Origin of the sequence: Pseudomonas sp. B21-040, assembly GCF_024748695.1 — a bacterium.
Classification (GTDB): domain Bacteria; phylum Pseudomonadota; class Gammaproteobacteria; order Pseudomonadales; family Pseudomonadaceae; genus Aquipseudomonas.
Window position 1 is genome coordinate 3,113,201 of the sequence record NZ_CP087176.1, and the last position, 14,091, is coordinate 3,127,291.

Genomic DNA, 14,091 nt, shown 5'->3' on the forward strand with positions numbered 1-14,091 from the left:
ATTCCATACCGGCGTCCTGTCTTCTCCTTGTAAGGAGTGAGATATGCTTTCGCTATGACCAGAGAATGATGCATCCCGACTATGCCGCTTCTACGTTGTCCTTGGTTTTCAACAAGACGTGGCGAGGCGCCGTTTCGCACAGGAACAATGCTACGAGCAAGCCCAGCACCGCGCCGCTCAATGCCAGGTAGAGCGTGTTTTCGATACCGTGATGCTGTGCAATGTAACCAGCCAGTGCTGGTGCAACACCGCCACCGAACACCTCACCAATGCCTACGACCAGGCCCGTGGCCGTGGAGACCAGGGCCGGCGGCACTGACTCGCTGGTGAGTGGGCCGACTGTCAGGCAGATCATGCTGAAGTTGAAGAAGGTGGTCGCGAACAGCAGCAGGAACAGTTTTACTGGCTCGGCTCCCGTTTGGATCATCAGCCAAAGTGCCAAGCCGGTGGCGAGGCAAGAAAGCAGTGCCACCGGTTTGCGCCCCAGTCGGTCGGAGAGGGTGGGCATTACTACCATGCCGAAGAATCCACCGAAGCCGATGGCCGACATGACGAACCCCATCTGCTGCATACCCATGTGCAGGTAGTCAGTCAGGTAGTTCGGCAGCATGACCGAGCTGACGAACAAGCACGTCAGCATGCAGAACATGCAAGCGATGTTGAGTAACACATTGCCTTGGCGCAGCACCGTCGTCCAGCGAGTGCTGGGCACTTCTACGTGTCGCACCGCCGGTGCAGTCGCGCGGGGTTCGCGCAATACACGGTACAGCGCCCAGGCGATCAGAAATCCCGGGACTGACACCAACACGAACACCCAGCGCCAGGACGGCACGACCAGCAGCAATTGGGTCGCGACAATTGGCGCCAGACCGAGCCCCAGTAGGGGAAAGAAGGCTTGCTGGATACCGATGTTCATCCCCAGTCGACGAGGATGGGACGCCTCGGCGGTGGCGGCAATAGAAGTCGGGGTGAAGGCCCCCTCGGCGACGCCCATGACCGCGCGGATCAGCAGCAGTGCACCGACACTCGTCGCCAGGCCAGACAATCCGGCCAGTAACGAAAACATGATCACAGAAGGAATGATCACCTTGCGCCGACCGATCCGGTCGGACAATCGCCCCATGAAGATCGAAGAAATTCCCCAGGCGAGGGCCAGCACGGCAGAGATGTTGCCCAGGTCCTGATAGTTGAGGTTGAGGTCACGCATCATCACTGGGAACAGCGGCAGAATGATGAAGCGATCCAGGCCGACCAGGCCGAAGCCCAGCGCGAGTAGCGCGACGGCTTTCCATTCGTAAGCCGAATCCCATTTCTTGTTATTCATGGCATTTCTCCGCCCTTGCGGGCATGGGTGGACAGGGCGCCGATGAAGTCGACGCACAATGGATAGGTCAGAAATAAACCAGGGCCTCGACCAGCCCGGTCATTTGCGTGCGGTCGCGGCCGTTGCCGTAGATGCGATCGTGCTCAAGGGGTTCGAACCAGTCGTAGCGCAACTCGGGACGCAGGCTGACGTTTTTGCTAACGTCCCAGCGAAAACCGACGGTCATGGCGTTGAAATCGCCTCGCGCAGTGCTGGTCGGGAACAGCACGAAACCGTCATGGTCACGGAAGTGTTCGCCCCGTAGCGAGAACGCCAGATCGGGGCGCGGCTGGTAGGTCAGAACGCTGTTGACGCCCCACCAGGAAGCCCCGTCGAAACCCGGTCCGGTGACGATGTCCACGGTGTCGACCTTGCCGTCGCCGGACTGCCGGCCGTAAACCAACTCGGCACCCATCGACCATTGCGAATCAAAGGCGTGCCAACCGTTCAGCGAATGCTGTTGGCGAAGTTGACCGTGGGGCGAAATCAGCCGTGCAGTGGGTGCTTGCACGTCGTCGATGTTTTGGTTTTCCTCGTCGCCCACCATGAACTCATAGTCGACCCAGGTGCGCATGTCTGCTGTACGCCAACGCAGGGCACCCATCACCGATTTGCCGTGGTTGTTGTCGCGCAAATTGTTCCAGCCTTGCACCACTCCCAGTTCGGCCCCGAGCAGACTGCTTTCGCCATTGAACAGACGCGTGCTGGCAAGAATGCCGGATACGGTGCTGGGCTCCGTGACAAAGGCGTAGGTCTTGCTGGCGAACGGGTTGCGTGCCTCACGGATGTTCGGCGGAATTTCGTAGCCGATGGCCGGACCGAAGATCCCAGCTATCACACTGACGCCGGGGCCGTAAGGCATGTACATAGAGGCGAACAGGTTGGGCGTGGCGACGAATTTCTGCTTGTGGCGTTTGGCCGAGTCGGGATCATCGTCGCCGGGCGAATTGGCATCCCAGTGCATATCCCAACCGAAGGTACGGGCGAACTGTCCATTGCGCCCGTAAAGGGTTTCCATGCTGAAACCGAAGGAAAACTGCTCCGGGCTTGGACCCGGCAGTGGTGTGACGCGGGGGATGACATTGGCAACCAATGGTTTGTCGACAAACACGTGGACTGACGCCAGTTCCAGGCCTTCATCGGAATAGCCGGTCAACGGCAGGTTGCTCAGGCCATCGTCGCGTTCATCGCGGGTAGAGCGGTTGTTACGTACATAACCGATGTCGAGCAGCCCAGAGACCTTGATTCCATAATCCTGCTCCAGGCTTGGGCCGAAAAGACTGCGTACCAGCGAGCCTTCACTCTTTTCCTGTTCTTGTGCCTGCACATGCAGGGATGCGAGGGCGAGCAAACCCGCACCGAGCATTTTTTTGCCGATGGTCAACATAACCTGCCTCTTTTTATTGTTGTTATTGCCGGTGAACCGAAACCTTCATGCGTGTTTTTTCACGGGCGAGCGATGCCCGTGGCGGGCCGTTGCCGGCCCGCGAGAAAGCTCATGCGTTCAGGTGGTGTAACGAATTAGCGGCGATCGAGAAGGCTCTTGAGCACGTCGAGCAGAACCGCCCCGTTAGCGTGCTTGCCGTTCTGTGCGCGCCAACCGACGTGGTTGTCCGGGCGTACCAACAGGCAGCCGTCCTCTTCGATCTCGCGTAGGCGAGCCCAGTCGCCGTAGCTGTCGGCATAGTCCAGGCCAATACCGATGCGCCGTACTTGCAGATCAATGCCCAATTCACGGGCTGCCGCCTCGGCGGCCTGGCACCAAACCGTACCGCCATGGCCAGTGAGCAGGGTCAGGTGACCCTTGCCGCAGATATCCAGTGTCGACACCTGACGCCCTTGCGTATCGTTAAGCCAGGCATGGGGCAGTCGCGCACCGGGCCAGGTGGTGGGGTGGTAATACAGCTCGCGATCACGGGTATAGGCCGGTTGTTCGCTGCCATCGTCGATGACCGCCGAGCTGCGATAACGCTGGCCCAGTTCCACACCATGGCAGTTGAACTGGTAGTTTTGCAGGGCGATGGCCTGATTCAGCTCAGCACGACGCTCACGACCGAGTTCGGTTTCGGCATACAACTCGCCCAGGCTGGCCCAGCCTTCTTCTTCGCTCTGTCCTGGTTTGAAGCCCAGGGCATTGGCAATCGGCAGCATGTTGCGCACGCTGGCCATCGCCCGGTCCACGACCTGGCGGCCGACGGGCTGGCGTTCCGAGTTGTAGCTGTCCAGCAAGCCTGGGCCGGCCTGGCCCTTGAGCACCATGGCGAGTTTCCACGCCAGGTTGTAGACGTCTTGCACCGAGGTATTGGTGCCCAAACCATTGGCTGGGGGATGACGGTGGACGGCGTCGCCCGCACAGAACACCCGACCCTGGGCGTAGCGGTCGGCAACCACATGGTTGATCTGCCACTTGCTGGTGGAGAGCACTTCGACCGGAATGTCGGCATCGCCGATGACCCGGCGCGCGCGTTCGATCACGGCGGCTTCGCTCAGGTCCGGCTCGCCCTGAGCAGGGTCGTACATGTAGAGCATTACCCATTCAGTCCAGGGTTTTACACAGATGAAAGTGCCGCTGCCCACCCAATAGTCGTTACCCGGCTGGACCATCCAGTAAAGAACGCCGGGGCGGCTCTCGCAGTAGCGGCGCAGGTCTGCACGCAACCAGACGTTTACGGCGCAACCCAGGCCAGTCTCGCCCTCTAGCGGGATTCCGAGCAGTTCCATCACTCGGCTACGTGCGCCGTCAGCACCGATCATGTACTGAGCGCGAACCTGGTACTCATGGCCGACGGTACGATCGAGGATGCGTGCGGTGACACCGTCGGCATCCTGGGTGAAGTCGAGCAGTTCGCTGTTGAAGCGCATCTCGCTACCGGCTCGTAGCGCTTCGTTGGCAATAATGGGTTCAAGTAGGTGTTGAGGGATGTTGCACATCGCGGAAGGGCTGGCCGTCTCATAGTCGGACTTGCGCTCGATAGCATTGCCCCAGGTCAGCAGACGGCCCAGTTCCTGCCCGGCAAAACTGGTGGCCCACACGTTATTGGCCATCAATTCGTGTGGCGAAGCGGCGGCAACAACCTGGGGCTCTACTCCCGCGTCGCGGAACACTTCGACGGTGCGCTGATTGGTGATGTGTGCCCTTGGGCTGTTAGCCGTCCAGCGGTACTTGTTGATCAACAAGCTCTTGATGCCGTAGCGCGACAGCAGTAACGAGGCCGCGAGGCCAGCCGGCCCTCCGCCAATGATCAATACAGGGACTTCCAGAATTTCGGTGGAATGTTGTTGATTCATTTCTTTGCTCCGCAATCTTGTTCTTGTGTAACGGACCGATTCATAGCGCTTCGTAGTTGACGATGAATTCGTCGGGTACATCCGGCCCCCAGAGGTACAATGAATCCTCTGGTGGATGGTTGCCGGCTTCCCACGTGACACCTGCCGGGACGAAGTCGATATCGCAGGAGTACTCGCAGTAACTGCCCCACGGGTCGCGCACGTAATAGAAGTAGTTGGAACCCAGCACATGCCTGCCCAAACCCCACCCTTGCTTCCAGCCTTGATCAGCCATGCGCATGGCGCCGAGGCCGACTTCGTTGATTGACGCAACGTCCCAACTGCAATGGTGGAAGCCCGGGGCTTGCGACTGCACGAAAGCAACGGTGTGATGGTCTGCGCCGTGCACGGTGTGCATGAAGGCGACAACGTGTTCCGAGCGATCCGACAGGCGAATGCCCAGCGCTCGTTCGTAAAACGCGATGATGCGCGCAAGGTCCGGGGTGAACAGCATGATGTGTGACAAGCGTCGCGGCCGGACCGACGATGCGTGTCGACGATAGGGTGATCCTCGTTCACCACCGCAGGCACTGTCGAAACTGACTTCGGGTTTGCAATCGGGCGTGACCTTGTCGGCAATCCGGACCTGGACCTGGGTGCCATCCGGGGCAGCGAAGTGAAAACCTTCATCAGCGAGCGGCGACACTTCGCAGCCCTCGGCCTCGACTTGCGCTCGCAATGCGGGCAGATCCTCGGCATAAGCACCAAAAGCGATATGTCGAAGCTTTTTGCCGGGGCCTTTGTGAAGGTAGGCCCACGGGTGCGGATCACCGAAGGTACGCAGCACCAACACTCCGTTCTCTTCGCGGACATCCAGGCCAAAGCAGGTGTAGAAATCCCGGGCAGTATCCAGGCAGGGCACATCCAGGGCGTAGTGGTCCAGCGAGTGGACCCCTAGCGGGCGGGGCGAACCGTCCAATGCCTTGTCGAACAAGGTCATTACGTATTCCTCCAACTGTCGCGGCCTGCATCGGGCCGCTTTCTTGTTGTCGAGCCATGCTGCATCAGCATGGCCAGTTCTGATCGCTACGCTTCGTCAACGACCGGGTTGACCAGTTTGCCGATACCTTCGATCGACACCTCAACCACGTCGCCGGGCTTGAGGTAGACCTTGGGGTTCATGCCGAAACCGACACCGGCCGGGGTACCGCTGACAATCACGTCGCCGGCTTCCAGGGTGACCGCTTCGCTAAGGGTGGCGATGACCGTCGCTACATCAAAGAGCATGTCATTGGTGTTGGCGGATTGAACGACTTTGCCGTTGACCCGGGTCTCCAGCAACAGGCCCTTGCCACCGGCGGGCAATTCATCGGCAGTGACCAGATCCGGTCCGAACGCGCCGGTATCGTCGAAATTCTTGCCGACGGTCCATTGCGGCGATTTGAACTGGTAATCGCGTACCGAACCTTCATTAAACAGCGCGTAGCCGGCAACGTGATCCAGGGCTTGGTCTTTCGAAATGTGGCGACCGCCGCTCTTCAGCACCACGGCCATTTCACCTTCGTAGTCGAGGGTGTCGGATATTTTTGGACGGATCAGCGGCTTGTTGTGGGCCGTCAGGCTGCTGTTGAAGCGCGGGAAGAGTGTCGGGTAGTCCGGCTGGGCGTAGGGCGATTCTTTGGTGTGATCGGCATAGTTGAGGCCGACGCAAATGATCTTCCCCGGTTTGCGCATCAGCGGCAGATAGTCTTGTTCGCCAATTTCAACCACGGGACCCTGTGCGTTCGCACCGTAGGTGGCCAGATTCACGCCACGTTCGAGCAGGGACTCCAGCGTCTCTTCGCCCAGCACTTTGACGCCATCGGCGGTGCGTACGCCCAGTACGGCGCGGCCCTGATGGTTGAAGTAAACGTATCGCATGGGGTGAACCTCTTGTTGTGGTTGTTTGGGTTGGAGCGACCACCAGAGCACGGCGGTTTGTAGGACAAAAAGCTAACGTCATAAAAATATAACGTCAACAAAAAATATATTTTCAAGATATTTTCTATTAATCCTGCCCCCTGTGTATGATTTGGCCATGACCCGTCGCAGGATGATGTTTTCCCATGAATCAACCCGAACAATGGCCCGATAGAAGCGAGCCCCTTGAGAAGCGCACCATGGCGTCGCAGCTGGAGGTGCGTGTTCGTCAGGACATCATCAATGGCCGGCTGGTACCCGGTAGCCGGTTGCGACTCAAGGAACTCGCGGACTTCTACGAAGCCGGCGTGATTCCGTTGCGCGAGGCGCTATCGCGATTGGCGGCAACGGGGTTTGTTGACGCGGAGGATCAGAAGGGTTTCAGCGTGGGTCGCATTTCCGCGCAGGAGATCCGTGACATCACGGACACGCGTCTGCATATCGAGTGCAGGGCGCTCGCATTGTCGATCAGTCAGGGCGATGTGGAGTGGGAGAGCAGGGTGCTCGCGGCGCACCATCGCCTTGATCGTTTGCCGGTTATCGAGGGCCCAGAGCGCCTTCTCAAGCCCGAGTGGGAAATCGCCCACGACGCCTTTCACAAAGCACTATTGTCCAGCTGCGGCTCATCTTGGCTGTTGCGTTTTGCCGCAACGCTGCGCGACCAGACGGCGCGTTATCGTCTGCTCGCCATGCATTACGCCGACAGTGATTCACGCGACGTAAGGGGCGAGCACAAGCGCCTGCTTGACGCGGCTCTGAGCAAGAACATCAAGGCTGCCTGTGAGATTCTCTCTGCGCACTATGAAGAAACCACAAAGCGGGTTCTGACTCACGAATGGCTTCAGCGTAGCGCTAGTCATACAGTCAGAACTCCTAAGATCTGATCGGCAATCAGAGTATTATCGTCCTGATCGAAATACTGGTCGGACTCACGTTGCATGCCAGGATTCTTCTTCGGCGTTCCAAGACGCATTGCTTTGTAGGGGCCGGTGGCGGTTACCAAGCAAAAGAAGATCAGTGATGATTGGATTGATGGGCATCGGCAAAAATACTCATACGAGCAAGTTTTGATGTGGGTAAGGGAAGCAAACGTTGTTTGCCAGCCTTCATTTTTTAAAAGCGGCGTCGAAACCCGCTCGGAGGTAATGCAGCTTACGCTTCGTTACCTCCTCTCATTTCTGATTGAGTCTGAGATTCCCTATAAAAGTAGCGTACGGATGTCGCCCAACAGGTCGCTCAGACGCTTGGTGAAACGGGCCGCAACGGCGCCGTTGATCACGCGGTGGTCATAAGACAGCGACAGCGGCAGCATCAGTTTCGGCTGGAAGGCTTTACCGTTCCAGACTGGCTGGATGGATGCCTTGGAAACACCGAGGATCGCCACTTCCGGCGCGTTGACGATCGGCGTGAAGCCGGTGCCGCCAATGTGGCCGAGGCTGGAAATGGTGAAGCAGGCGCCTTGCATCTCGTCCGACGAGAGCTTCTTGGTCCGGGCTTTTTCAGCCAGGGAAGCGGCTTCGGCGGCCAGTTGCAGCAAGCTCTTCTGGTCGACACTCTTGATGACCGGTACCAGCAGGCCATCCGGGGTGTCGACGGCGAAGCCGATGTTCACGTATTTCTTGCGAATGATCGCCTTGCCGCTTGGTGCCAGCGAACTGTTGAAGTCCGGCAGTTCCTTGAGCAGGTGCGCGCAGGATTTGAGCAGCAGTGGCAGGATGGTCAGTTTGACGCCAGCCTTCTCTGCAACGGCTTTCTGAGCGTTACTGAATGCTTCGAGTTCGGTGATATCCGCCGAGTCGAACTGAGTCACGTGCGGGATGTTCAGCCAGCTGCGATGCAGGCTCGACGCGCCGATTTGCATCAGGTGAGTCATCGGCACTTCTTCGGTTTCACCGAAGCGGCTGAAGTCCACGACCGGAATTGGCGGGATGCCCGCGCCGCCGGTTGCGCCAGCAGCAGCGGCCGGTGCTTCCTTGGCCTTCTGCATCATGGCTTTGACGTAAACCTGCACGTCTTCTTTCAGGATGCGACCGTGCGGGCCACTGGCGCCGACAGCATTCAGCTCAACGCCGAACTCGCGAGCCAGTTGACGCACAGCCGGGCCCGCGTGAACCTTGGCACCGCTTGGCGCTGGTGCAGGGGCCTGCACAGCTTCAGCGTTTGTAGCCACTGCTGGGGCAGGAGCGACATCTGCGGTAGCAACTTCAGTCTTGGCCAGCGCAGCAGCTTGCGCAGGAGCGGCAGCAGCAGGGGCCGCAGCACCCGCCACTTCCAGATCCAGAATCAGGTCGCCAGTGCCGACTTCGTCGTTGAGCTTGACGCTGATGCTCTTGACCACGCCAGCGGTAGGCGATGGGATTTCCATGCTGGCCTTGTCGGATTCCAGGGTGATCAGCGACTGATCAGCCTCGACGGTGTCGCCCACCTTGACCTGGATCTCGATGATCTGGGCCTTGCCCGACGAACCGATGTCCGGCACGTGCACTTGCTGAACCGAAGCGGCAGCAGGCGCAGCAGCAGGAGCGGCCGGCGCGGGTGCAGCGGTCGGTTTCTCTTCTGCTTTTGCAGCAGCAGGCGCAGCTGCAGCCGCAGGAGCAGCAGCGGCACCTTCGACTTCCAGCTCCAGCAGCTCGTCGCCTTCTTTCAGGCGATCGCCCAGCTTCACTTTCAGGCTCTTGACGATACCGGCCTTCGGCGCAGGCACTTCCATGCTCGCCTTGTCCGATTCCAGCGTCAGGATGCTCTGCTCGGCTTCGATACGGTCGCCGACCTTCACAAACAGTTCAATTACTTCACCTTCACCGCTGCCGATGTCAGGTACGCGAATGAGTTCGCTCACAGAATCTCTCCTCAGCAGTCCAGTGGGTTGAGTTTTTCCGGGTTGATACCGAACTTGGCAATGGCTTCAGCCACGACCTTAGGTTCGATGTCACCACGGTCAGCCAGTGCTTCCAGGGCTGCCAACACCACGAAATGACGGTCAACTTCGAAGAAATGACGCAGTTTCTTGCGGCTGTCGCTGCGGCCGAAACCGTCGGTGCCCAGGACTTTGAATTCCTTGGACGGTACCCACTGACGGATCTGCTCGGCGAACAGTTTCATGTAGTCGGTCGAGGCAATGACCGGACCTTTACGGCCGTTCAGGCACTCTTCCACATAGCTCAGCTTAGGCTTCTGGCCAGGGTGCAGACGGTTGGTGCGCTCAACGGCCAGGCCGTCGCGACGCAGTTCGTTGAAGCTGGTAACGCTCCACACGTCGGCGCCGACGTTGAACTGTTCACGCAGGATCTTCGCCGCTTCACGCACTTCACGCAGGATGGTGCCGGAGCCCATCAGCTGAACGTGGTGCGCCGCTTCGCGGGTGTCTTCCTCGAGCAGGTACATGCCCTTGATGATGCCTTCCTCGACACCGGCCGGCATGGCTGGCTGCTGGTAGGACTCGTTCATCACGGTGATGTAGTAGAAAACGTCCTGCTGCTCTTCGGTCATCTTCTTCATGCCGTCCTGAATGATCACCGCCAGCTCGTAGCCGTAGGTTGGATCAAAGGTGCGGCAGTTCGGGATGGTAGCGGCCAGGATATGGCTATGACCGTCTTCGTGTTGCAGGCCTTCGCCGTTCAGCGTGGTCCGGCCGGCGGTGCCGCCGATCAGGAAGCCACGGGTGCGGCTGTCGCCGGCGGCCCATGCCAGGTCGCCGATACGCTGGAAGCCGAACATCGAGTAGAAGATGTAGAACGGCAGCATTGGCTGGTTGTGGCTGGAGTACGAAGTACCGGCGGCGATGAAGGAGCTCATGGCGCCTGCTTCGTTGATGCCTTCTTCGAGAATCTGGCCCTTCTTGTCTTCCTTGTAGAACATCACCTGGTCTTTATCGACTGGCTCGTAGAGCTGGCCGACGGACGAGTAGATGCCCAACTGGCGGAACATGCCTTCCATACCGAAGGTACGGGCTTCGTCCGGGATGATCGGAACGATGCGTGGGCCGATGTCTTTGTCTTTGACCAGCTGCGCGAGGATCCGCACGAAAGCCATGGTCGTAGAGATTTCACGGTCGCCTGAACCGTCAAGGATGGCCTTGAGGGTATCGAGTGGCGGGGTCGGCACGCTGAAGCTCTGCGCACGACGTTGTGGTACGAAACCGCCCAATGCAGTGCGGCGCTCGCTCAGGTAGCGGGCTTCGGCGCTGTTTGGCTCCGGCTTGAAGAACGGCAGGTTTTCCAGCTCTTCGTCCTTGACCGGGATGTCGAAACGATCGCGGAACAGCTTCAGGCTTTCAACATCAACTTTCTTGGTGTTGTGCGCGGTGTTCTTCGCTTCGCCGGCGCCGGTGCCATAACCTTTGATGGTCTTGGCCAGGATGACAGTCGGTTGTTCTTTGTGGTTGACCGCTTCGTGGTACGCCGCGTAGACCTTGTACGGGTCGTGGCCGCCACGGTTGAGTTTCCAGATCTCGTCGTCGGACAGATCAGCAACCATCGCCTTGAGTTCTGGCGAGTTGAAGAAGTGTTCACGCACGAACGCGCCGTCTTTGGCTTTGTAGTTCTGGTATTCGCCGTCGATGACTTCGTCCATGCGACGTTGCAGGATGCCGTCGACGTCCTTGGCCAGCAGCGGGTCCCAGAAACGGCCCCAGATGACTTTGGTCACGTTCCACTGGGCACCGCGGAACACGCCTTCGAGTTCCTGGATGATCTTGCCGTTGCCGCGAACCGGGCCGTCGAGGCGCTGTAGGTTGCAGTTGATGACAAAGATCAGGTTGTCGAGCTTCTCGAGGCCAGCCAGGGAGATCGCGCCCAGGGATTCCGGCTCGTCGCACTCGCCGTCGCCCAGGAAACACCAGACTTTTTGTTTGCCTTCAGGGATGAAGTCACGGGCTTCCAGGTACTTCATGAAACGTGCCCGGTAGATCGCCTGGATCGGGCCCAGCCCCATGGATACCGTCGGGAATTGCCAGAAGTCAGGCATCAGCCATGGGTGCGGGTAGGACGACAGGCCCTGACCGTCGACTTCCTGACGGAAGTTATTCATCTGGTCTTCGGTGATGCGACCTTCCATGAACGCACGGGCGTAGACACCCGGAGCGACGGGGCCCTGGAAGAAGATCAGATCGCCGCCGTGTTCGTCGGTCGGGGCCTGGAAGAAGTAGTTGAAGCCAACGTCATACAAAGTCGCTGAAGAGGCATAGGTGGAAATGTGCCCGCCCAAATCAGAGTCCTGCAGGTTGGTGCGCATCACCAAAGCCACAGCATTCCAGCGAGTCAATGAACGTATGCGGCGTTCCATGAACAGGTCGCCGGGCATGCGTGCTTCGTGGGTAACGGGGATCGTGTTGCGGTAAGGCGTGGTGATGGCGTAGGGCAACTGCGAACCGCTGCGGGTTGCGAGTTCACCCATACGGGTCATCAGATAGTGAGCACGGTCTTCGCCTTCTTTGTCGAGAACCGATTCCAGGGCGTCCAGCCATTCCTGAGTTTCGACGGGATCGAGATCTTGCATGGCTTGCTCCAGAGTTAAAGGCCTTCAGTATGGAAAGTCGATTGTTCACTGATTTAGAAGGGGGCGATCTTGCGTTTGATTACACGAGTGGCGGGCTCAGCCGGTTGTTGGCGTCTAAGCAATGGATGCGATTTGTTAGATTAGGCGCTCTGTCTCGTTTGTAGGGATGCAGGCAGCTATCCGAATAGACTTCTGAGTTGCAAGTCATCAGTGAAGGCCTCCAAAAAACTTGCTGTTTGGACATGAACGCTGCCCGGTGCAGCACTCGGCAAGGCTGCTGTTTGAGGCTCAGACGCAGCAGGGACGTGTGTACTTGTCGCTTTTCGGACATCCCGTCATCGAAGAATGTTGGTTTTCAAAACCATCGGAGTTGCCCAACAAACGCATGCGCTATCATCAACAACGCTTCGTGTAATGGTGACGCTCAACAGAAAACATTCAGCGGTCACGTGCCGTAGTCAGAGATTGACTAGGGCACGCGTAGATCACTTAAGGGTGATAGTAGTGTTCACTGGGCCACCCACCTCGTCTTCATCAAACCAACGCTGGGTAACTGTCTTGGTCTGAGTGTAGAACTGCACCACCTGCTTGCCATATGGACCCAAGTCGCCGAGTTTAGACGCGCGCGAGCCAGTGAAGGAGAACAATGGAACTGGTACCGGGATGGGCACATTGATGCCGACCTGACCGATATCGATCTCTTCCTGGAAGTGGCGAGCCGCAGCACCGGAGCGAGTGAAGAGGGCAGTGCCGTTGCCGTTCGGATTGGCATTTATCAGGGCGATCGCTTCGTCGAGCGTAGCTGCGGACATCACACAGAGCACTGGCCCGAAGATTTCCTCTCGGTAAATGCTCATCTCGGAGGTGACGTTGGAGAAGATCGTTGGGCCGACGAAGTTGCCTGTAGCGTAGCCACTCACCTGCGGGTTACGTCCATCCAACTCCAGCTCCGCACCTTCCTTGATGCCCATGGCGATCAGGCTACTGATGCGATCTAACGCAGCACTAGAAATTACGGGGCCGATGTCAGTGCCCGCTTCGTCTCCGGCACCGATTTTTAGGGTTTTGGTCTTATCAATAAGTTCCGGCAGCCAGTTCTGTGCTTCGGCTACCAGGATGACCACAGGCAGTGCCATGCAACGTTGACCGGCCGCACCGAAAGCGGCGCCAAGCAAGTTATTGAGCGTCTGTTGCTTGTTCGCGTCCGGCATGACGATGGCATGGTTCTTTGCACCCATCATGCACTGTGCACGCTTGCCATTAAGAATGGCGCGGTTATAGACATGGGTCCCAACCTTAGTCGAACCAACAAAAGACACCGCCTTGATGTCCGGGTGATCACAAATCAGATTAACTGCATCGACTCCACCGTGAATCACGTTGAGTACACCCGGCGGAACTCCGGCTTCCATCGCTAATTCGACCAAACGCATGGTGACCATAGGATCCTGCTCGGAGGGTTTTAGGACGAAGGTGTTGCCGGTGGCGATGGCCATCGGGAACATCCACAGCGGGATCATCGCCGGGAAGTTGAATGGAGTTATGCCGGCACATACACCCAACGGTTGCAGCAGGGTATAAGTGTCGATGCCGCCGGCCACGTTGTTGGCCAACTCCCCCATTTGCAGATTGCCGATGTTGGCCGCGTGCTCGACCACTTCAAGGCCGCGGAAGACGTCTCCCTCGGCGTCGGGCAGGGTCTTACCCTGTTCAGCAGTAAGAATCGCCGCAAGCTCCTTGATGTTCTCGCGGATTAATTGCTGATACTTGAGGAAGATCCGCGCGCGTGTGCCGATGGAGGTTTTGCGCCAAGTTTTGAAGGCTTCCTTCGCGCTTGCCACAGCAGCATTCATTTCCTCGCTTGTGGCGAAGGGTACGCGGGCTAGGACTTCCTGGGTGGCCGGGTTGACCACATCGCGCCATTGGTTGGTGGTGGATTCGATCAGCTTGCCGCCGATCATCAGTTTGACGGTTGGTACTGTACGTTCGTTGATTTGCGCTGCCAT

At 58.4% G+C, this 14,091-nt stretch carries 9 protein-coding genes; 1 reads left to right on the forward strand and 8 read right to left on the reverse strand.

What is annotated here, in order from left to right; genetic code table 11:
• Window positions 1-79 precede the first annotated feature (79 nt).
• From LOY55_RS14480 to LOY55_RS14500, 5 genes are all read right to left on the reverse strand, one after another.
• On the reverse strand, window positions 80-1,324 hold the full coding sequence (locus LOY55_RS14480; RefSeq protein WP_258668191.1) for an MFS transporter: 1,245 nt from the start codon (window positions 1,322-1,324) through the stop codon (window positions 80-82).
• Between the two features lie 67 nt (window positions 1,325-1,391).
• Window positions 1,392-2,750 (reverse strand): porin, encoded by a 1,359-nt coding sequence (locus LOY55_RS14485; RefSeq protein ID WP_258668192.1) that lies wholly within the window; start codon window positions 2,748-2,750, stop codon window positions 1,392-1,394.
• Between the two features lie 134 nt (window positions 2,751-2,884).
• Complete coding sequence (locus LOY55_RS14490; RefSeq protein WP_258668193.1) at window positions 2,885-4,651, reverse strand: FAD-dependent monooxygenase; 1,767 nt, start codon at window positions 4,649-4,651, stop codon at window positions 2,885-2,887.
• Window positions 4,652-4,691: 40 nt separating this feature from the next.
• Entirely contained in the window at window positions 4,692-5,630 is a 939-nt protein-coding gene (locus tag LOY55_RS14495; protein ID WP_258668194.1) for a VOC family protein, read from the reverse strand.
• Between the two features lie 86 nt (window positions 5,631-5,716).
• The gene (locus tag LOY55_RS14500; RefSeq protein WP_258668195.1) at window positions 5,717-6,550 is read right to left on the reverse strand and encodes a fumarylacetoacetate hydrolase family protein; all 834 of its coding nucleotides are present in this window, start codon (window positions 6,548-6,550) and stop codon (window positions 5,717-5,719) included.
• A gap of 185 nt (window positions 6,551-6,735) precedes the next feature.
• Here LOY55_RS14500 and LOY55_RS14505 point away from each other — a divergent pair, with 185 nt between their 5' ends.
• Complete coding sequence (locus tag LOY55_RS14505) at window positions 6,736-7,473, forward strand: GntR family transcriptional regulator (RefSeq protein ID WP_258668196.1); 738 nt, start codon at window positions 6,736-6,738, stop codon at window positions 7,471-7,473.
• 314 nt (window positions 7,474-7,787) lie between these two features.
• Here the strand turns inward: LOY55_RS14505 and aceF are convergent, their stop codons facing one another.
• The 3 genes from aceF to LOY55_RS14520 form a co-directional block, all read right to left on the reverse strand.
• A complete protein-coding gene (aceF, locus tag LOY55_RS14510) occupies window positions 7,788-9,428 on the reverse strand; it encodes a dihydrolipoyllysine-residue acetyltransferase (protein ID WP_258668197.1) in 1,641 nt (546 codons plus the stop codon).
• An 11-nt stretch (window positions 9,429-9,439) separates the two neighbouring features.
• Window positions 9,440-12,085, reverse strand: coding sequence for a pyruvate dehydrogenase (acetyl-transferring), homodimeric type (aceE, locus tag LOY55_RS14515; RefSeq protein ID WP_258668198.1), 2,646 nt, complete (start codon window positions 12,083-12,085; stop codon window positions 9,440-9,442).
• A gap of 485 nt (window positions 12,086-12,570) precedes the next feature.
• The gene (locus tag LOY55_RS14520; RefSeq protein WP_258668199.1) at window positions 12,571-14,091 is read right to left on the reverse strand and encodes a CoA-acylating methylmalonate-semialdehyde dehydrogenase; all 1,521 of its coding nucleotides are present in this window, start codon (window positions 14,089-14,091) and stop codon (window positions 12,571-12,573) included.

Coding starts and splice junctions, on each gene's coding strand:
- LOY55_RS14505 (WP_258668196.1), top strand. CDS start 6,736: ATGAATCAACCCGAACAATGGCCCGATAGAAGCGAGCCCCTTGAGAAG.
- LOY55_RS14485 (WP_258668192.1), bottom strand. CDS start 2,750: ATGTTGACCATCGGCAAAAAAATGCTCGGTGCGGGTTTGCTCGCCCTC.
- LOY55_RS14490 (WP_258668193.1), bottom strand. CDS start 4,651: ATGAATCAACAACATTCCACCGAAATTCTGGAAGTCCCTGTATTGATC.
- LOY55_RS14480 (WP_258668191.1), bottom strand. CDS start 1,324: ATGAATAACAAGAAATGGGATTCGGCTTACGAATGGAAAGCCGTCGCG.
- LOY55_RS14495 (WP_258668194.1), bottom strand. CDS start 5,630: ATGACCTTGTTCGACAAGGCATTGGACGGTTCGCCCCGCCCGCTAGGG.
- LOY55_RS14500 (WP_258668195.1), bottom strand. CDS start 6,550: ATGCGATACGTTTACTTCAACCATCAGGGCCGCGCCGTACTGGGCGTA.
- LOY55_RS14520 (WP_258668199.1), bottom strand. CDS start 14,091: ATGGCAGCGCAAATCAACGAACGTACAGTACCAACCGTCAAACTGATG.
- aceE (WP_258668198.1), bottom strand. CDS start 12,085: ATGCAAGATCTCGATCCCGTCGAAACTCAGGAATGGCTGGACGCCCTG.